At 65.2% G+C, this 18,726-nt stretch carries 23 protein-coding genes and 1 tRNA gene; 12 read left to right on the plus strand and 12 right to left on the minus strand.

What is annotated here, in order from left to right:
* Positions 1-4: 4 nt before the first annotated feature.
* From VFO25_12835 to VFO25_12860, 6 genes are all read right to left on the minus strand, one after another.
* Positions 5-1,048 carry a S16 family serine protease gene (locus VFO25_12835; GenBank protein ID HET9343792.1) on the minus strand — a complete coding sequence of 348 codons (1,044 nt, stop codon included), beginning with the start codon at positions 1,046-1,048 and terminating at the stop codon, positions 5-7.
* A complete protein-coding gene (locus VFO25_12840; GenBank protein ID HET9343793.1) occupies positions 1,045-1,521 on the minus strand; it encodes a hypothetical protein in 477 nt (158 codons plus the stop codon). The genes VFO25_12835 and VFO25_12840 overlap by 4 nt, the downstream gene beginning before the upstream one ends.
* Positions 1,518-2,063 carry a pantetheine-phosphate adenylyltransferase gene (coaD, locus tag VFO25_12845; protein HET9343794.1) on the minus strand — a complete coding sequence of 182 codons (546 nt, stop codon included), beginning with the start codon at positions 2,061-2,063 and terminating at the stop codon, positions 1,518-1,520. Before coaD ends, VFO25_12840 begins: the two co-directional genes overlap by 4 nt.
* Before the next feature lie 7 nt (positions 2,064-2,070).
* Positions 2,071-2,676: a 16S rRNA (guanine(966)-N(2))-methyltransferase RsmD gene (rsmD, locus tag VFO25_12850; protein ID HET9343795.1), complete on the minus strand. Its 606-nt coding sequence runs from the start codon at positions 2,674-2,676 to the stop codon at positions 2,071-2,073.
* A 41-nt stretch (positions 2,677-2,717) separates the two neighbouring features.
* Complete coding sequence (gene recG, locus VFO25_12855; GenBank protein HET9343796.1) at positions 2,718-4,853, minus strand: ATP-dependent DNA helicase RecG; 2,136 nt, start codon at positions 4,851-4,853, stop codon at positions 2,718-2,720.
* Between the two features lie 42 nt (positions 4,854-4,895).
* Positions 4,896-4,970 (minus strand) — tRNA-Cys (locus tag VFO25_12860).
* Between the two features lie 67 nt (positions 4,971-5,037).
* Here VFO25_12860 and VFO25_12865 point away from each other — a divergent pair.
* The 7 genes from VFO25_12865 (at position 5,038) to VFO25_12895 (ending at position 10,571) form a co-directional block, all read left to right on the plus strand.
* On the plus strand, positions 5,038-5,826 hold the full coding sequence (locus tag VFO25_12865; GenBank protein ID HET9343797.1) for a methyltransferase domain-containing protein: 789 nt from the start codon (positions 5,038-5,040) through the stop codon (positions 5,824-5,826).
* Positions 5,827-5,943: 117 nt separating this feature from the next.
* Positions 5,944-6,966 (plus strand): GTP 3',8-cyclase MoaA, encoded by a 1,023-nt coding sequence (moaA, locus tag VFO25_12870; protein HET9343798.1) that lies wholly within the window; start codon positions 5,944-5,946, stop codon positions 6,964-6,966.
* Positions 6,967-7,030: 64 nt separating this feature from the next.
* Positions 7,031-7,381: a cupredoxin family copper-binding protein gene (locus VFO25_12875; GenBank protein HET9343799.1), complete on the plus strand. Its 351-nt coding sequence runs from the start codon at positions 7,031-7,033 to the stop codon at positions 7,379-7,381.
* Positions 7,378-8,298, plus strand: coding sequence for a metallophosphoesterase (locus VFO25_12880; GenBank protein ID HET9343800.1), 921 nt, complete (start codon positions 7,378-7,380; stop codon positions 8,296-8,298). Before VFO25_12875 ends, VFO25_12880 begins: the two co-directional genes overlap by 4 nt.
* A 9-nt stretch (positions 8,299-8,307) precedes the next feature.
* Positions 8,308-8,853 carry a sigma-70 family RNA polymerase sigma factor gene (locus tag VFO25_12885; protein ID HET9343801.1) on the plus strand — a complete coding sequence of 182 codons (546 nt, stop codon included), beginning with the start codon at positions 8,308-8,310 and terminating at the stop codon, positions 8,851-8,853.
* Positions 8,850-9,428: a hypothetical protein gene (locus VFO25_12890; GenBank protein HET9343802.1), complete on the plus strand. Its 579-nt coding sequence runs from the start codon at positions 8,850-8,852 to the stop codon at positions 9,426-9,428. The genes VFO25_12885 and VFO25_12890 overlap by 4 nt, the downstream gene beginning before the upstream one ends.
* Positions 9,429-9,749: 321 nt before the next feature.
* Entirely contained in the window at positions 9,750-10,571 is an 822-nt protein-coding gene (locus VFO25_12895; protein HET9343803.1) for a hypothetical protein, read from the plus strand.
* 121 nt (positions 10,572-10,692) lie between these two features.
* Here VFO25_12895 and VFO25_12900 read toward each other — a convergent pair whose 3' ends face one another.
* Positions 10,693-11,499 (minus strand): SigB/SigF/SigG family RNA polymerase sigma factor, encoded by an 807-nt coding sequence (locus tag VFO25_12900; GenBank protein ID HET9343804.1) that lies wholly within the window; start codon positions 11,497-11,499, stop codon positions 10,693-10,695.
* A gap of 169 nt (positions 11,500-11,668) precedes the next feature.
* Entirely contained in the window at positions 11,669-11,932 is a 264-nt protein-coding gene (locus tag VFO25_12905) for a GlsB/YeaQ/YmgE family stress response membrane protein (GenBank protein HET9343805.1), read from the minus strand.
* A 165-nt stretch (positions 11,933-12,097) separates the two neighbouring features.
* Between VFO25_12905 and VFO25_12910 the strand changes: the two genes are divergently transcribed.
* Positions 12,098-12,238: a hypothetical protein gene (locus VFO25_12910; protein HET9343806.1), complete on the plus strand. Its 141-nt coding sequence runs from the start codon at positions 12,098-12,100 to the stop codon at positions 12,236-12,238.
* 84 nt (positions 12,239-12,322) lie between these two features.
* On the opposite strand, the gene VFO25_12915 is transcribed toward VFO25_12910, so the two are convergent.
* Positions 12,323-12,697 (minus strand): STAS domain-containing protein, encoded by a 375-nt coding sequence (locus VFO25_12915; GenBank protein HET9343807.1) that lies wholly within the window; start codon positions 12,695-12,697, stop codon positions 12,323-12,325.
* 104 nt (positions 12,698-12,801) lie between these two features.
* Here VFO25_12915 and VFO25_12920 point away from each other — a divergent pair, with 104 nt between their 5' ends.
* Positions 12,802-15,237: a SpoIIE family protein phosphatase gene (locus VFO25_12920; GenBank protein HET9343808.1), complete on the plus strand. Its 2,436-nt coding sequence runs from the start codon at positions 12,802-12,804 to the stop codon at positions 15,235-15,237.
* The gene (locus VFO25_12925) at positions 15,234-15,596 is read left to right on the plus strand and encodes an STAS domain-containing protein (protein HET9343809.1); all 363 of its coding nucleotides are present in this window, start codon (positions 15,234-15,236) and stop codon (positions 15,594-15,596) included. Before VFO25_12920 ends, VFO25_12925 begins: the two co-directional genes overlap by 4 nt.
* A gap of 6 nt (positions 15,597-15,602) precedes the next feature.
* On the opposite strand, the gene VFO25_12930 is transcribed toward VFO25_12925, so the two are convergent.
* Positions 15,603-15,824, minus strand: coding sequence for a DUF6496 domain-containing protein (locus VFO25_12930; protein ID HET9343810.1), 222 nt, complete (start codon positions 15,822-15,824; stop codon positions 15,603-15,605).
* An 87-nt stretch (positions 15,825-15,911) separates the two neighbouring features.
* On the opposite strand from VFO25_12930, the gene VFO25_12935 reads away from it, so the two are divergent.
* Both VFO25_12935 and VFO25_12940 read left to right on the plus strand, forming a co-directional pair.
* Complete coding sequence (locus VFO25_12935; GenBank protein ID HET9343811.1) at positions 15,912-16,301, plus strand: hypothetical protein; 390 nt, start codon at positions 15,912-15,914, stop codon at positions 16,299-16,301.
* Positions 16,302-17,162: a YihY/virulence factor BrkB family protein gene (locus VFO25_12940; protein ID HET9343812.1), complete on the plus strand. Its 861-nt coding sequence runs from the start codon at positions 16,302-16,304 to the stop codon at positions 17,160-17,162.
* Here VFO25_12940 and VFO25_12945 read toward each other — a convergent pair.
* Both VFO25_12945 and VFO25_12950 read right to left on the minus strand, forming a co-directional pair.
* Complete coding sequence (locus VFO25_12945) at positions 17,143-18,504, minus strand: divalent metal cation transporter (GenBank protein HET9343813.1); 1,362 nt, start codon at positions 18,502-18,504, stop codon at positions 17,143-17,145. The two genes, VFO25_12940 and VFO25_12945, sit on opposite strands and share 20 nt — an antisense overlap.
* On the minus strand, positions 18,501-18,632 hold the full coding sequence (locus VFO25_12950) for a hypothetical protein (protein ID HET9343814.1): 132 nt from the start codon (positions 18,630-18,632) through the stop codon (positions 18,501-18,503). The genes VFO25_12945 and VFO25_12950 overlap by 4 nt, the downstream gene beginning before the upstream one ends.
* Between the last annotated feature and the right edge of the window lie 94 nt (positions 18,633-18,726).

Genomic DNA, 18,726 nt, shown 5'->3' on the forward strand with positions numbered 1-18,726 from the left:
GCCGCTAGCTCGCTTGATCTAGCGTTTCGAGCGCCTTCACGGCATCGCCGAACGACGCCACGGGAATGATCCGGATCCCCGGCGTTCCTTTTATATCCGTGTAGTTTTGGAGCGGCACGAGAAAGACGGTCGCACCGGCGTGCTTCGCCGCCTGCAGTTTTTCTTTCGTGCCTTCGATCGGGTCGACGGTGCCGTTCAGTTCGAGCACGCCCGTGCCGGCGACCATGCGCGCAGGTCCGAGATCCTTGCCGGTCAGCGTCCGATAGATCTGCAGCGCGAACATCAGCCCGGCCGATGAGCCGTTGATATCGTGCACGTCGTACTTCACCGGAATAGGAACGCTGTACGCGCCGGGGTCGAAGCTGACGATCATGCCGAAACGGGGACGTCCTTGGATCGTCGCCGTCTTGCACGTCACCGTCTCGTGCGACCCGCCGCGGACGAGGCTGAATCGATACGCGCTGCCCGTCGGCTTCGATCGGGTCGCGTCCGTCACGGCGCCGATCGTCGCGACGAGTTTCCCATCGACGGCCACGATACGATCGCGCAGGCGTAGGCACGAGGCTGCGGGGGTTTTCGGCAAGATGCGCTCCACGACGACCGCCGCATGCGAGGGCACGTGGAGTCCCGCGGCTCGTTCAGCGACGACTTCCGCCGTCTCTTGGCTCTGCTTCATGTCGTCGACGAGCGCCGAGTCGAGCTGCTGGTCGGTCATCGACGGCGGTACGAGGTCCTCGCGTTTGACGATCTCGAAACCCGGCAGGATCTTCGCGGCCGCGTAGTATGCCGGCCGGCCAGGCAGCACGTTGACGTCGGTGAGGAACAGCGAACCTGGCGGCGGCGAGTGCCCGGCGATCGCGATGACGCCGTTGAGATCGACGGCCGCGCCCGGACCGAATATATAGTAGGGCAAGCTGACGTAGAAGAGCAGGTACGTCACGACGAACGTGATCGCGCCGGTCGCGAGCGCGACGCCGAGCAGCGCGAGCCGCCGGCGACGGCGGAACTCGCGCATGAACTCTTGGTCTTCGGTCGGGATCTCGCTCAACGAGTCGCTGCTCCGTTCCCCGATGCGCCGTTCAAGGTCGAGGCGAGCGTCTGCCGGCCTTTTTGAACGGTGGCGAGAGCACCGCCGAGCGTCGTATCGAGCTGGGCGAGGACACGGTCGGCGTACTCGTCGGCGCCGCGCCGGATCTCGGCGGCACGCGCTTCCGCTTGCGAGATGACTTTGTCGGCGCGCGTCTGAGCGAGCCGCCCGAGTTCGTTCTCATCGAGCAGTTGGCTTTTCGTCGTCGACGCTTCCTCGACGATACGATCGGCCTGCTCTTTGGCCTGCGAGAGAAGACGGTCTTTCTCTTGCGTCACTTGTTTTGCGCGGCCGACTTCGTCGGGCAAGCTAGCGCGGAGCTTCTCGATGAGGTCGAGCGTGCGCTCGAGGCCGACGACCCGATAGCCGAAAGGCAGCCATAGCCCTTCCTTGACGGTCGTCTCGAGCTTGTCGATGACGCGATAGATGCTCATGAGAGCTTCCTTTCCTTTATCTTTGCCTTTGCCTTGGCCGGACGCATCGCGCTCATCGCGCGCAGGACGAGCGGCGGCACGAAATCCGAGATGTCGCCGCCGAGCGAGAACACTTCTTTGACGGACGACGACGAGACGTACGCATACTCGATGGACGCCGGGACGAATATCGTGTCCGGATTGCCGCGCAGCTTACGGTTGAGGACGGCCATCGAATACTCATGCTCGAAATCCGATACGATGCGCAACCCCTTGACGATGACCTGAGCGCCGACGCCGCTGACGAAATCGACGAGCAGCCCCGCGAACTGAGCGACTTCGACGTTGGCGATACCGGAGCACACCTCGCGCAGCAATTCGACGCGCCGGTCGAGCGAGAACATCGGAACTTTGTTCGGGTTGTCGACGACCGCGACGATCAGTCGCGGAAAACACCGCGCTGCGCGAACGATGATGTCGAGGTGACCGTTCGTCACCGGGTCGAAGCTGCCGGGATAGACCGCGGGCCGCCGGTTCTCGACGGACCCATTGCGATTACGCAACGCTGCTCTAGCTCCGCGGCGAACGCGGACGGCCGTCGTCGGCGGAACGTTCGCTCGCCTGCAGCTCGCGTTCTGTCCGGACGCCGGCGAAGGTGAGCGACGTGTCGCCGTACTTCGAGGTCTTGATGAGCTTCATCGAAGTCGGCAGCGCGAGCGTCTCCTTCGACCTGTGTTCGACGACCGCGATCCCATCGGGGGCCAGCAAGCCTCGCTGCATGAGCAGCGCGAGCTCGTCCGCCGCGCCGCGCTCGTACGGCGGATCGATGAGGATGACGTCGAACGTGCCGCGCAGCGTGCGAAGCGCGCGGGTCGCTTGCATCGGGAGGATGCGCCAGCGATCTTCGTCTTCGATGAGGTGCAGCGCGTTCCGGCGGATCGCAAAGGCCGCGGCGCCGTCGTTGTCGACGAAGACCACGCTCGCCGCGCCGCGCGAGATCGCCTCGAAGCCGAGCGCGCCCGAGCCGGCGAAAAGATCGAGCACGCGCGCGCCGTGGACGCGACGCCCGAGCACGGCGAACATCGCCTCGCGTACTTTCGCCGCAGTCGGACGCGTCTTGCGACCTTTAGGCGCGCTGACGTTCTGACGCGCTCGATCGCCGCCGGACAATCTCATGGGTGCGGTACTTAAAGGGTTGCCGTCGGGCGCCCTACCGCCTACGACGTCGCCTTGATCATCGTGTCGCGATCGAGCGACGCGAGGTGAGCGGCGAGCCCTTTGTTCTCAGGCTTTCGCAGGTGCGGATCGGCCGCGACGACGCCTTCGGCTGCTTTTTTCGCCTCGAGGAACACGGGGAAATCGCGTATGAGGTGAGCGAGCTTGAAGTCGTCGCCGCCATGTTGGCGCACGCCCCCGAGGTCGCCGCGCCCTCGGATCTTCAGATCTTCCTCGGCGACGACGAAGCCGTCGTTCGTCTGCTCGAGCACGTCGAGGCGGCGCGTCTCATCGGCACCGTCGACGGCGACGAGGATGCAGTACGACTTCGCCGTTCCCCGGCCGACGCGCCCGCGCAGCTGATGGAGCTGGGCGAGTCCGAAGACGTGCGCGTCGAGGACGACCATGACGCTCGCGTTCGGGATATCGACTCCCACCTCGACGACGGTCGTCGAGATGAGGACTTGGATGAAGCCGTCGCTGAAGAGGCGCATGACCTCGTCCTTCTCCTGCGACGACATGCGGCCGTGGACCAACGCGACTCGCAGACCGCGCAGCTCCTCCGCACGAAGCCGCTCGGCTTCTTCTTCCGCGGAATGGACCGCTCGTTCGGACTCTTCGATCGCCGGGCATACGACGAACGCTTGGCGTCCGGCCGCGACCTGCTCGCGGACGAACTCGAAGATCTTCGGCTTCGCGCTCGCCGGCCGGACGTATGTCTTCACCGGCTGTCGCCCGGGCGGCAACTCGTCGATGATCGAGACGTCGAGATCCGCGTACACGGATTGGGCGAGCGTTCGCGGGATCGGCGTCGCCGTCATGACGAGCGTATGCGGGGTGTGTCCGCGCGCCTTCGCGCGCAGCGCGGCGCGCTGCAAGACGCCGAACCGGTGTTGCTCGTCGATGACGACGAGCCCGAGCTTCGCGAACTCGACGTCGTCGGTGATCAGCGCGTGCGTGCCGACGACGACGTCGATCGCGCCGGCCTTCAACTCGTCGAGCACGAGATCGCGAGTCCGCCGGCGCAGCCCGCCGACGAGCAAGGCGCTGCGAATACCGGCTCGCGAGAGCTGCTCATCGAGCTTTTGGAATTGCTGCTGCGCGAGGATCTCAGTCGGCGCCATGAACGCCGTCTGATAGCCCGCTCGAGCCGCCAGCAGCATAGCTCCGGCAGCGACCGCTGTCTTTCCGGATCCCACGTCGCCCTGCAAGAGCCGGTTCATCGGCGCTCGAGCGGTCATATCGGCCCAGGTCTCCGCAAGCACCCGGCGCTGCGCGCCGGTCATGGAGAACGGAAGCAGCGCGACGAATTCGCTTTCGAGGACGGCGAGCGCTTTACGGTCGAGGAGGATGATCGGAGCGGGCTCGGCTTTGATGGCCGCTCGCCTCAGCGCGACGCTCACCGCGAGCAAGAAGAACTCTTCGAAGATCAGGCGGTGCCGCGCGCGCTCCGTTTCTTCCATATCCTTAGGTTCGTGGATGGCGCGAAGCGCCCAGCGTGCGTCGACGAATCGCCGGCCGGCGACGACCCTTGGCGGCAGCGGGTCGATGACGCTCGCCGGGTCGGCGAGCGTCGCGCGGACGCCTTTGCCGATGAGCCGGCGCAGCGTCCGGTTCGTCAGACCGGCGGTCAGCGGGTAGACCGGCTCGAGGTCGCCCTCGAACTTCTCGCCGTCCTGAACGACGCGATGCTGGCTGACGCTCATGCGCGGACCGGCGAGCGTGCGCTCGACACGGCCGCGGAGGAAGAGGCGCATACCAGTCTTGAGCTGCGTCATGAGATACGGCCGTCCGAACCAAACGGCTTGAAGCAAGCCGCTTCCATCTTCGACGACCGCGGTCGACTTCGACCGCACCCGGCCGCGCAGGCGGACGTGCGAGATCCGCGTGATCACACCGAGCACGTTGACGTCGCCATCGGGTGCCTGCGCCAAGTCGGCGATCTTCACCGGGGCGCGCAGATCGTCGTAGCGCGTGGGATAGTGACGGACGAGATCCCGGACGGTCGCGATGCCGAGCCTGTCGAGTTGCGCGACGAGCGCGGGCTTCAGCGGTCCGAGCGATTGGACGGGCGTCGACGCGGGCGAGACCTCGGCCGGCTTGTCGTCCGCGGGTCGAGATCGAGGCGCAAGGCTCACGTGCCGAAAGTTCGCGGCACCTGAGAGCGCCGACCTTGTATGTGGAGGCGACACCCGGACTCGAACCGGGGATCAGGGTTTTGCAGACCCTTGCCTTACCAACTTGGCTATGTCGCCTCGAGAGACTCGGCTTTTCGGATGAGTGGAAGGGCAGTCCTCCGGAACGCGCTGAATGACGCGCGCGATGAAGCCGACGAAAGACGAAGTCGCGCGCCAATTCGATCGTATGTCGACGGCGTATGCGCGCAGCGTCGGCCACGCCGGCGGCGACGATCTCGACATACTCGTCCGGTTCGTCGCGCCGACGAGCGACATGCGCGTGCTCGACGTCGCGACCGGCACCGGCAATACGGCGGCAGCGATCGCTCCCTCCGTCGCATCGGTCATCGCGATCGACATCGCGCCGTCGATGCTCGAGCGGACGCGCGAGCTCGCAGCACGCAAAGGACTGACGAACCTGACGACCGCGCTCATGGATGCCGAAGCCCTCGATTTCGACGACGCGTTTTTCGACGTCGTGACGAGCCGCATCGCACCGCATCATTTCATCGACATAGCGCGGGCGATCCGCGAGATCGCGCGCGTGCTTCGTCCGGACGGCGCTTTCGTCGTCGAGGACAGTATCGTGCCGGACGAGCGTGAGCTCGACACGTTCCTCAACGACGTCGAGAGGCTGCGCGACCCGACGCACGTCCGCTCGCTCACCGCACGCGAATGGACCGACCTCCTCGCCTCAGCCGGACTAACGCAGACGAAATCGAGCGTGTGCCGCAAGCCGCACCCGTTCGCCGAATGGATCGCGCGCGCTGGAATGGAGGAGGCGGATGCCGAGCGCGTCTATGCGGCGTTCGCCGCCGCGCCGCCCGGGGCGGTCGAGTGCTTCGATATCGTGTATGAAGGCGGACGACCGCTCAGCTTCACCGACGACAAACTCATCATCCGCGCCGAGAAGTCGTCCCGACCGACCTTGTAGCGGTCGAGATTTATCTCGACCGCCGCGGCCCGGCCTTTGAACGCTCGTCGCCGGTCGAGCTGAAGCTCGACCGCTACATGACTCGCGGGGCGCAACGGCGAACCGTGTCGTACTTACATGTCTCATAAGTCGAACGCAGCGCTCGACACGCTCGGCCGCCCCCTCACCGATCTCCGGATCTCCGTCACCGACCGCTGCAACTTCCGCTGCACGTACTGCATGCCGAAGGGCGTCTTCGGGCGCGACTTCAAGTTCCTGCCCTCGACCGCGCTGCTGACGTTCGAAGAGATCGAGCGGCTGGCGCGCATCTTCGTCGCCCAAGGGATCGAGAAGATCCGCCTCACCGGCGGCGAGCCGCTGCTGCGCCGCGGACTCGACCGCCTCGTCGCGCGCCTTGCCGCGATCGACGGACTCGTTGACCTGACGCTCACGACGAACGGCTCGCTGCTCGACAAACAGGCTCGAGCGCTCCGCGACGCCGGCCTTCGCCGCATCACGGTGAGCCTCGATTCGCTCGACGATGCGGTCTTCCGCGCGATGAACGACGTCGACTTTCCGGTAGCCCGCGTGCTGGCGGGGATCGACGCAGCTGCGGCCGCCGGCTTCGACCGCATCAAGATCAACTGCGTCGTCAAACGCGGCGTCAACGAGTCGAGCGTGATCGAGCTCGCTCGCCGATTCCGGGGCACCGGCCACGTCGTCCGGTTCATCGAATATATGGACGTCGGCTCGACGAACGGCTGGCGCCTTGACGACGTCGTGCCCGCTTCGGAAATTCTCGCGCTGCTCGATGCCGAGTTCGGCGTCAAGCCTGTCGCGCCGGACAAGCAGAGCGACGTCGCCCGCAGGTACGAGTTCGCGGACGGCTCCGGCGAGTTCGGCGTCATCGCGTCGGTATCGCGGCCTTTCTGCCGCGACTGTTCGCGCGCGCGCCTCTCGTCGGAGGGGCTGCTCTACACGTGCCTATTCGCTACGGTCGGACAGGACTTCCGAGCGCCGCTGCGTACGGGCAAGTCCGACGCCGAGATCGCCTCGCTGCTGCGCGGCATCTGGCGCGTCCGCGCCGACCGTTACTCGGAACTGCGCACCGCCGACACGGTCAAACTTCCGAAAGTCGAGATGTCGCACATCGGCGGGTGACCCGCTCCGCGAAATTCTTCAAGAATCATGTGAACCGTCCGGCCGCTGGGGGTGTACTCGTAGCATGAAGAACCTCATCGCCTCCATCTCGGCCGCGGCCGCGGTCGTCGCCCTCCTCGGCGCAAGTGCGTCGCCGAGCCCGTCCGTCAGCACCACCGCGGCGGTCGCGATCGCCGACTACTCGTTCAAACCTGCGACCATCACGGTGACTGCGGGCACACGCGTCGTGTGGACGCAGAAAGACGACGATCCGCACACGGTGACCGCCGACGACGGATCTTTCGACTCCAAAGGGCTCGGCCAGGGAGACACGTACGGGCGCGTTTTCGCCAAGCCCGGCCGCTATCCGTATCACTGCTCGGCGCACCCCTTCATGAAGGGCGTCGTGATCGTCACGAAAGGAAAAACGCCATGAGCGAAACGTTCGACCGCTCGAAGTTCCTCGAGTGCATGGCATGGTGCGGCACCGGAGTCGTCTACGCGCTCACCGGCGCGGGCATGGTGGGCCGTGCGCTTGCAGATGTCACCGCCCAACCGCTGCCGGCCGGCGCGCCGACGTTCGTCCAGATAAGCGACACGCACGTCGGTTTTCACGGTGACGCGAACCACGACGTGCTCGCGACGTTTCAGACGGCGATCGACCGCATCAACGCGCTGCCGTCGCGGCCGGAGTTCGTCATGCATACGGGCGACCTGTCGCATCTGTCGGCGGACGCGCAGTTCGACACCGTGAAGCAGATGCTCGGCACGATCAAAACGGGCGCGACCTATGCCGTGCCCGGCGAGCACGACGTCATCAACGACAAGGGCGTGGAGTTCTTCAAGATGTTCGGCCATCCGTCGGGTGAGAAATGGTATAGCTTCGACGCGGCGGGCGTTCACGCGCTCGCTTTGACGAACGTCGTGGACATCACGGCGGGTGGCCTGCTCGGGCGCGACCAGCTCGATTGGGCGCGCAAGGATCTCTCGGCGATTCCGAAGAGCACACCGGTCACCGTCTTCGCGCACATACCGCTCTACGCCGTCTATCCCGATTGGGGCTGGACGACCGACGACTTCTCGGAGCTGCTGACGATGCTGCGCCCGTTCGACTCCGTCACCGTCCTCAACGGGCACATCCACCAGGTCCTGTCAAAAGTCGACGGGAATGTGAAGTTCTTCACCGCCGCGTCGACGGCGTTTCCGCAGCCGAAGCCCGGCGCGGAGCCGAAACCGCACCCGCTCGTCGTGCCGGCCGGCGAGCTCGCAAGCCATCTCGGGATCCGAAACGTCACGATCGTCTCGGGCACCCATGAGATCGCGGTAGCAGACGAGACGCTCGCTGGGTCGTGAGGTAGGTCGATGGCGGCATCCGCCGATGCCGAACTCATATCTCGCCTCGCCGGCGACGACGAGTCCGCGCTCGACGAGGCGTACCACGCGCACGCACATCGCTGCAAAGCAGTTGCGATGCGCACGCTATCCGATGATGCCCTCGCTCAGGACGCGGTGCAAGAAGCGTTCCTCTCGCTTTGGCATCATCGAAGCGGCCTCGTCGTCCGAGCTGCCGGCATCGGCCCCTGGCTCGTCGTGGTGACCCGCAACGCCGCCCTCAACCTCGCGCGCACTGCGCGCCGTCGTTCGGCACGCGAGGCCGCGAACGCGCCGCTCGAATCGCCGCCCGATCCGACCGAACTCGCAGTCGCTAACGTCGAAGCCGCCGGATTGCGTCACGCGATCGAGCGGTTGCCCGACGAACAGCGCCAAGTCATTCGGCTCGCTTATTTCGGCGGGGCGACGCTCGCCGAAGTCGCGGCCCGGACGGGCTCGCCGCTCGGCACGGTCAAGCGTCGCGCGCAGCTCGCGCTCGCGCGGCTGGCGCGAACGCTCGGAGGTGCAGCGCGATGATAGATCATCCGACAGGCTTGCTGCAATCGCTCGGCCTCGGCGAGCTCGATCGCGACGATGCGCGCGCGGTGATGGAGCATGCGGATACGTGCGCCGCGTGCGCCGCCGAGCTCGCCGATGCGATGCGAGGCGTCGCCGCGCTCGCCTATGCTGCCACTGCCGAGCAGCCGGCGCATCAAAGACCGCCACTCCGCACGAGAGACTCGCGTTGGCTCGTAGGCGGCCTCGCCGCCGCTGTCCTGGCGCTCGGCGTTTGGAACGTCCAACTCGAAACGGCCGCAGTGTCCGTGCCGGTCGACGCGCTCGTGAACAGCCATTTCGCGCACCATGCGTTGGCCGGCGCCGGCGGACACGCCAAACTCATCCAGGCGCTCGACGGGTCGTGGGTCTACATGGTAGCGACGGACCTGCGGCCGCTGCAGGCGTATGACGTGCTGGTCGATGGAACGAAGATCGGCTCGATACGAGCCGATCTCAGGGGCAATGCGACCGGCTACTGGCACCGGCCGGCGGGCAAGATCGCGAGTGCATCGCTCGCAGGTCAGGATAGTACGCTACGATGGGACGGCCGCTGACGCGGCAAAACTCTCTCGAAGCATCTCCCAGAACCTGCGGGTGCGCGCGCACGCCGAGCAGATGAGCCAGCCGTTGATCTCATAGAGATCATCGGATTCGCACTCGCACGCGCGGCATCGTTTCGACATCTATATACGCTCCTGTTGCGTTCACAGTTCCCAATCAGGTCGAGCATCAAACACGATGCCGCCTTGCGGCCCGCCGGGCGAGCGAGCGCCGCATGAACCGGCAATGACCGTTTTCGCGATGGAACCACGGGGAACGCTATGACGTCACAACATCGAGGGGCGAATAGTCCGGACTGAAAGGAAACCAGACTCTTGAAGAATCGATTCATCGCCGCGTGGCTCGCGGCTGCGGTAGCAACCGCGGCCGGGTGCAACGGGCTCGGAAACACGATCGCCGGCTCGCTCGGTGGCAGCGGTACCGCCCGATTGATCGTCGCAGCGCCGAAGACGACCCAGAGCGGCATCGCCTTGCAGGCCGACCACGGCACGATCAACTCCGGCCTCAGCGCGTCGACGCCTATCGGCACGTATGCGAAAGTGAATGCCGGTAACGTCACGTTCGACATCAATACCGGGTCAGGCACCTCGGACCTCGTGCCCGCGATCAACGTCAACATCACGGCATCGACGAACTACAGCGTCGTCCTCGAGGGTGAACCCGGCCTTTCCGATTACATGGCCGTCAGCTTCGCCGACACGAACGCGCTCAACAATCCGAACACCGTCCGGTTCAAGGTGAACAACGCGGCGCCGAACCTGGCGACACCTGTGGACGTCTACGTCTGGCCGGCGTCGCAGTCGATGCCGACGACGCCGACGGTTCCCGCGCTTCCGCTTAATCAGGATTCCGGATCCGAGCCGAACCCGCCAGGCAACGCGTACATCCCGACTCTCGGAAGCTCCAACACACTGCCGAGCGGCACGTACGATCTCGCAATCGTTCCTCAAGGCACCATCCCCAACGGTTCGAGCGACCTGTTCGACGGCGCCACCGGCCTCAACGTGAACACGTCGTATTCGTTCACCATCGAAGACAACAACTCGACGCAGAACAACATCGGCGTGCTCTTGTCGATCGACGAGCCGATCCAGACGCAGAACCAGCTGAGGATCACCAAGCACGCCGTTCGATGACGCGACCGCTTCCGATACAACGACAAACAAACCCACAAATACAACCCACAAAATGTAGTAGGCCGAGCGAATGCTCGGCCTACTTCGTTAGGGTGACTGCATCCGAGCTTCGCTCGGACTACTACGCGTCGGTCGGCGTAGCCGTGCGGATCTTCTCGAGCGCGCGGCGCTGCAGCCGCGACACGTGCATCTGCGTGCACGAAAGGCGGCGCGCGATCTCCGACTGCGAGACGCCCTGGAAGAAGCGCAGATAGACGATGACCCGCTCGCGCTGCGACAGCGTCGCGCACGCGTCGCGTAGGAACGTTCGCTCCAGCAGCAGGTCGAGGCCGGCGTCGTTCGCGCCGACCGAGTCGCCGAGCGTCGTCGACGACCGCCCGTCGCGGCTGTCCATCTCGGCGTCGAGCGACGCGAGCGCGTATGCCCGGCTCGTCTCCTGTGCTTCGACGATGTCCTCGACGGATACGCCGAGCCGCGCCGCGAGATCGGCCGGAGTCACCGCTCTTCCCATCTCGATCGTCAGCTCTTCCACCGCGCGACCGACTGCGACGTTGAGATCTTTGAGGCGTCGCGGCACTCGCATCGCCCAGCTCTTGTCGCGGAAATGACGCTTGATCTCGCCGACGATCGTGGGGACGGCGAACGAACTGAACTCGACGCCGCGGCTCGGGTCGAAGCGGTCGATCGCCTTGATCAAACCGATTATGCCGACTTGGATGAGATCCTCGAGGCTCTCAGCGCGGCTCGCGAAACGCGAAGCGAGCTGGCGGACCATCGCGAGGTGCGCGAAGACGAGGTCGTCGCGGAGCGATTGCTCGCGGGTCTCCGCGAAGCGGGCGAACATCTCGCGACGCCGCGCGACGTCGATGACGCCGCTCGGCGGCGGCGTCGCGGGTCGTACTCCGAATGTCCGTTGAGAAACAGCCACTGGGAACGTCACCTCCCGTTGGTCCGCCGGTGCCGGACCTTCACGCCGGGTACCGCTTACCTGATACCCTGCCACACCGGGCGGAAACTAGCGATTCCGCAGAGGCGGACGCGAGCGGTCCGTCAAGCGAACCGCTCGCTCCATATGCGTTACGCACGGCCGCCGGCGATTATGCGACTGCCCGTCCACCGCTGAGCGCGCGGACGATCCACAGCAGCACGACGCCGCCGATGAACGCGACGAGAATGCTCCACAAGTTCAGACCCGTCGCGCCGATGTGCCCGAACATGTTGAAGAGCCAGCCGCCGATGATCGCGCCGACGACGCCGACGATGAGATCGCCGAGGACGCCGCCAGGGCCTTCGCCCGGCACGACAGCTTTGGCGAGAAAACCGGCCACGATGCCGACGATGATCCACGCGAGTATGTCCACGGGTTACCTCCTAAAGCGGTCGACGGTTGATGAGAGTCGTCATTCACACTTCCCAAACGGGCGCGCGACTATTCACGTGCCGTTTGGGCGACCCGGGCGCGGGTACGATTCGTGCGACGGCAACGCCGTCGAACCCGCCAAATGCATGACCGGAGGAATCGACCTATGATAGAGGACCTCGAGAAGAACCGACCCGGCGAGGTCGACCCGGAGCAGGTCGACGACGATTCCGACGACGACGAGGCCGAAGTCGGCGAAGCAGACGATACGACGTCGACCGACGCGGATGACGAGACGGCGCCCTGAACACGACGGACCGACGCTGCTTGAAACGAATCGGGGCCGGAAAAACCGGCCCCGACTATAGATGATTCCGCCGCTGCTAGCCGCTCATGCGCTGCCGGCGAGAAACTTCTCGCGCAAGCTCGCTTTCGCCGATGCAACGTCATCGTACATGCCGAACACCTTGACGAGACCGGTCACGTCGAAGATCCTGCGGATCTGCGGGTCCTTGCACACGATGGCGATCGAGCCGCCGTTGTCGCGAGCCGCTTTAAGCGCGGCGACGAGTGCACCAAGGCCCGTCGAATCGATATATGATACCTTCGCGAAATCGACCACGAGAAGGTTCTGTCCGTCCTTGATCGTCGAGACGAGCGCGCTCTTCACTTCCGGCGACGCGAACACGTCGATCTCGCCGACGAGTCTGACTTCGCTGATGCCGCTGTCGTCTTTTGAGGGTACCATCGTGACGCAGGTATCCACGCCGGACCTTTCTCTGCAAGCGCCGGGATACATCTGATGTACCCGCGGACCGCAACGGCTAAACCGCAGGGCGGCCAAACGACGAACGTGAAAGCGTCATACCCGTGAATTGGACTTTTGCGACGATCCGTGACCTGCCGCCGCGGCGACGTTGGGCTGTTTTGACGGCCGTCGCGCTCGCCGGCATCGCCATGCTCGCGATCGATCGCTATATCCCGGCCGTCCAACTCCGGCCGACCATCTTCTTACTCGTCGTCGCAGCTACAGCTTTCGGCGGTCTCTGGTTCGGGATCGGCTACGGAGTCTTGGCGGCCACCTCGTTTACTATCGCCGAAGCGCTGAGCGACGGAAAGCCGCTCGACACCGCTCTTTTCATCAACGCGACCCTCGCGGCTGCATCGACGTCGTTCATCCCCGTCATCGTCTGGTATGTCACACAGCGGGCCCGTCAGATCGCCGCCCTCGAAGCCAAACTCCGCCAGGCCGAATTCGATCGCGCTCAACTCGTACAGACCGAAGCCGTGCAGACCGCGCTCATGCGCACGGAGGCCAACTACCGCGCCGTCGGAGAGTCCATACCGTTCGGGATCTGGCAGACCGATGCGGCGGGGAGACTGCAGTATGTCAGCCAGAGCTTCCGTCAGGTCACGGGGCTGACGCTCGAGCAGATCGCCGAAAACGGTTGGCTGGCGCGCGTGCCGCCCGAAGACGCGAAACACTTCCTCGAACGTTGGGCCGAGCGCGAAACCGCGGGCGATGTCTGGGAGGGCGAATACCGCCTTCATGGCGTCGATGGCAAATTCTACACGATCCTATCGCGGGGCGTGCGTATCGAGGACGACAAGGGCGTCACAACCGGTTGGGCCGGCATGAGTCTCGACATCACCGACCGCAAGCGCGCGACCGACGCGGTCGCTCTTCTAGAGGAAGTCGGACGTCAGCTGACGCTCTCGCTCGACCCGAACACGATCCTCGAGCGCGTCGCGAACGTCTGCGCCGCCCGCTTCGCCGACTGGGTCGCGATCGACATCGTCCAAGACGACGGGTCGCTGCGTAGCGCGGCCGTCAGACACACGGACCCGATGAAGCTCGCGTCCGTCGTCGAGCTGCGGGCGTACCCGCGTGATCCCGAACAATCAACCGGCCCGCAAGCGGTCGTGAAGACCGGCAAATCCGAGCTCTATGGCGACGTAACGGATGAAATGCTTGTACGCGGCGCGCGCGACGAGCGCCATCTCGAGCTCTTGCGAGCCTTAGGGATGCGCTCGGCGATGATCGTGCCGCTCATCGCGCGCGAGCGCGTCATCGGCACGCTCACGCTGGTCGACGCCGAGTCGGGGCGGCGCTTCACCGAAAAGGAGCTGAGCGTCGCTGAGGTCCTCGCGGTGCGAACCGCGCTTGCCTATCAGAACGCGCTGCATTACGCTCGAGAGTCGCGAGTCGCGGATACGCTTCAGCGAGCGTCGCTGCCGAGCGAGCTGCCGCAACTGCCCGGGCTGCGGATCAACGCGACGTACCTGCCTGGAGCGACCGAATCGGAGATCGGCGGCGACTGGTACGACGCGTTCCTATTGCCGGACGGCAAGGTCGGATTCACCATCGGTGACGTCGCTGGCAAGGGCCTGCGCGCCGCGGTCTCGATGGGAGTCGTGCGCCAAGCGCTCCGTTACGCCGCGCTCGACGGCCTCTCGCCGTCGGCGGCACTCCGCCGCGTCAACCGTCACCTATGTCTCGAAGGTACGGGAATGGTCACCGCCGTGACCGCCGTCCTCGACCTCGCGAATGATCGCCTGGTCTACGCGGGTGCCGGCCACCCGGCCGCATTGGTCTGTTCTCGGTCAAGCGACGTCGAGCGCATCTCGACGGCGGGGATGCCGCTCGGACTATTCTCGCAGGCGGCATACACCGAGGTCGAGCGTCAGCTCGAGACCGGTGATCTGCTCGTCCTGTACACGGACGGCCTCATCGAGAACGAGCGCGATCTCGCGCGCGGCGAGCGCGATCTTGATGAAGCGATAAGCGCAGAATCGCGGTCCACATCGCCGAACCCGGCGCTCTCGATACTTCACCGCATGATCTCGGGTACGCCGAAAGACGACGTCGCGATCCTCACGATCGGCCTCGCGCGTTGGCCGGTCGATCGTCTCGACATCGAAGCGCCGGCGGTGCCTGCGAGCGCGCGGATGCTCCGGCAATCGCTTCGGCGCCTCGCTGCGGGTGTCGGACTTGACGAACAGCGTTCGTTCGGGATGCTCGTCGCCGCGGGCGAAGCGATTTCGAACGTCATCGAGCATGCGTACGGCTTGCGTGAGGGGCTCATCCGTTTGACCGGCAAACGCGTCGACGATCAGCTCGTCGTCGAGATCAGCGACGATGGGAGTTGGCGCGCGCCGCGTTCGGAAGGCCGAGGCAGGGGACTCGCGCTCATGCGATCGATCGTCGACCAAACCGACATCACCGCCGACGGATCCGGTACGACGGTCACGCTCATCATGTCGCTCGCGCCGACGCCGGCGCCGGCGTCGGAGAAGGTCGTATGACCGATCAAGCGCGCTTCACGTCGCGCACGCAAGCCGGCGCCCTCATCTTGGACGTCGTCGGCGAACTCGATATCCTCAACGCCGGCGACCTTCGCTCGGCGATGTCCGAGGCGGCATCGCAAAACGGCGGGCCGTTCGTGCTCGCGCTCGACAAGCTCTCCTATTTCGACAGCCAGACGCTCGAGATTCTCGTCGAATTCTGGAAGCGTCTCAACCTCGCGCGCCGTACGATGGTCATCGTCGCGGGTCGTGCGACGCCTGCACGCCGCCTCCTCGACGTCAGCGCGATCTCGAGCGTCATCACGACGCTCGACACCGTCGACGAGGCGCTCGCCGAGGTGAGCTCGCCGAATTCCTGACGGCGCCTAGCTCCGTTTTCGCGATGCCTTGTTCTGCTTTGGGACTTTACCGCCGGCTGCGCGCGCCTCGGACAGGCCGATCGCGATCGCCTGCTTGCGGCTCGTCACCTTCTTGCCGGACCTGCCCGAGCGCAGTTTCCCCTGTTTCATCTCGCGCATGCTGCGCTCGACTTTTTCCTGCGCCTTCGGCCCGTACTTGTGTTTGCCGGTCTTGTGTCTTGCTGCCATACGCGAATGTTTTCCCAGGGTCGGCCTGACTTATGCGGGCGGCGTCCGGGTATATTCAAGACCGGCACGAGGAGGTGCGCAAAGCGGATGAGGCGATTAGTGGTCATAATGCCGAATACGTTGAGCCGAGCGTTCGAGGCGATCGACGGTCTCGCAGACGAAGGCGCGCTGCGACCCGACGACTGCGCCGTGCTGAAGGCGTTCTACGCGACTGGTTGGCAGGACGGTTTCGTCTCCGGCGGCATGACGGCGCTCTCGCGCGCGCTCGGTATCAGCGAAGCGCGGCTCGATTCGTCGATCGATGCGTTGAGCAAGATCCAGGCGGTCGAGCGCCACAGTTTGGCTGACGATGACATCTCGATCGAGCTGCTCGCGCTCAGCAGGCCATGGATGGCTGGTGACATCGCGCTCGGCTGGTGGCGCTATCACCTCGTCGACGATGAATCGGGTGAGATCGAAGGACCCTCAGCGGCTTAGATGATCCGCCGCGCGCACGCGTTCCTCGCGTTGCTCGCGGATGCCGCGGGCCAAGCCGGCAAGGACAACATCGTCCGCATGGCCGCCGCGCTGGCGTACTACGCGCTCTTCGCACTCGCGCCGATCGGATTCATCGCACTCGCGGTCGCGGGCTACGCCGTCGGTTCCGCGGAAGCGCAAGCGCATCTCGCATCCGAGCTCGATCTGCTCATGGGACCGACGCTCGCCGCAGCGATCGAGGGCGTGCTCGGATCGTACAAGGCCGCCGGCCATTCAGCGGCCACCGGCGTCGGCCTGGCACTCCTCGCCGTCGGGGGCTCGGGCATATTCCTCGAGCTGCGCGAATCCCTCAACGCGATACTGGGAAGGCGGTCTCCGCAACGCGCGGGCTTCATCCGAATCGTCACCCTTCGCGCTCTCGCGTTCGCGATGACGCTGCTTGGTTCGGCAGTATTGCTCTTCGGAATGGCGGCGAGCGTTGCGTTTCAGGGATTTCTCAAAGACGCAGCCGGGCTGTTCCCGCAGACGAGCGCGATCATCGCGCTCGGCGGCACCGCGGTTCTCCTCGTCATATCGATCGTGGCGTTCGGACTGCTTTACCGCCAGCTGCCGCGGCCGAAGCCCATTTGGCGCGACGCATGGGCCGGCGCGGCAGTCGCGGCGGTGCTTTTCTGTCTCGGTGAGTTCGTCCTGAGCGCGTATCTCGGCCGCGCCGCGCCGGTCTCGCCGATCGGGGCGGCCGGCTCGATCTTCGCCGTGCTCATCTGGGTCTTCTACTCCGCGCAGATCGTCTACTACGGCGCGGAGTTCGCGCATGCGTGCGCGGCGCGAAGGTCGCGCGCTACGACCCCGTCGACGTGACCGACGTCGCGACGAGCGCGATCGCTGCCGCCGCCATCAAGAGCGTCGCCGCCCAGCCAAGCCCATTAGCGAGGGGTCCGATGCGCCGCTCGCCCATGACTTTCTTGTCGTTCGAGATGAGCATGATGAAGACGAGCAGCACCGGCGCGAGAAATCCGTTGATCACGGCCGTCCAGAACAACATCATGATCGGGCTGATGCCCATCAGGTTCACCTGCATCCCCACGATGGCCGACGCCGCGAGGATGGCGTAAAAACGCGGCGCCCGTCCGGGGGTCTCGTCGAGCCCATGCTTCCATCCGACAGCCTCCGATATGGCGTACGCCGTCGATGCCGTGAGTATCGGCACCGCGAGGAATCCTGTGCCGATGAGTCCGAGCGCGAGCAGCTCGCCTGAAAAGCGGCCGGCGATCGGTTCGAGCGCTTGCGCCGCCTGCGCCGCCGTGTCGATGTGATGGACGCCGTGCGCGAACAGCGTCGCGCCCGTCGCGAGGATGATGGCGAACATGACGACGTTCGAGAAGAGCATGCCCGAGTTGACGTCGACTGCCGCGTAGCGGATCTCCGCGCTCGTCGTCCCCCGTCGCTGCCACAGATGGCGGCGACCGGCTGCGACGTCTTCTTCGACCTCTTGCGTCGCCTGCCAAAAGAACATGTACGGCGAGATCGTCGTGCCGAAGATCGCGACGAGCGTCGCGAGGTATCCCGAATCGAAGTGGATCGTCGGGACGAACGTACCCGCGATCACGTCGCGAAGCGAAGGGTGAGCGAGCAGCGATGCTCCGATATACGCGAGCAGGCTGAGCGCAAGCCATTTGAACACCGAGGCGGCGACTTTGTACGAGCCCCAGATCTGAAGCGAGACGATGATGAAGCCGATCGGGAGCACGAGCGCGACCGCTTTCACCGGCACGAACAGGTTGACGGCAGCCGCTATCGCGCCGATATCCGCACCCGCATTGATCGTGTTCGCGATCCCGAGCGCGCCGACGAGCGCGAGCACGACCCAGCGGGGATGGCGCTCGCGCAGGACCCCCGCCAGTCCTTTGCCGGTGACGAGGCCGATCTTCGCGCAGAGGAACTGGACGGTCGACATGAGCGGCAGCGTCACGATCGTGGTCCATAGCGTCGAGAAGCCGTACCCCGCGCCGGCGATCGAATAGGTCGCGATCCCCGATGGATCGTCGTCCGAGGCGCCGGTTATGATGCCGGGGCCGAGGATCGCGAGATACTTGAGCCAGCCGCTCTTCGTCCGGGCGAGCGCCGCCTCGCGGATGCCGAGATCCGCGGACGGCACAACATCCTGCGGCTCGCGCTTGCGATCGTCGCCCTGCGCGCTCAAGGACGCGAGGTAGCCACGTCGGACTGTTGCACGACGAGCGCGAGCGCGAAGACGATGACGATCATGAGGAACTGCGATGACGCGACGCGGTCGCTCTTCGCGCGGTCTTTTGATTCGCGAGAGTCCATACTGGAATGAGGCTACCCCGAAAACCGAGACACGATGCGTGGGGGCACCGCATGGGGCGTTAATAATCCGCCGATGTGGGAATCAAACGATAAC

The organism is Candidatus Eremiobacteraceae bacterium (genome assembly GCA_035710745.1).
Classification (GTDB): Bacteria; Vulcanimicrobiota; Vulcanimicrobiia; order Eremiobacterales; family Eremiobacteraceae; genus JANWLL01.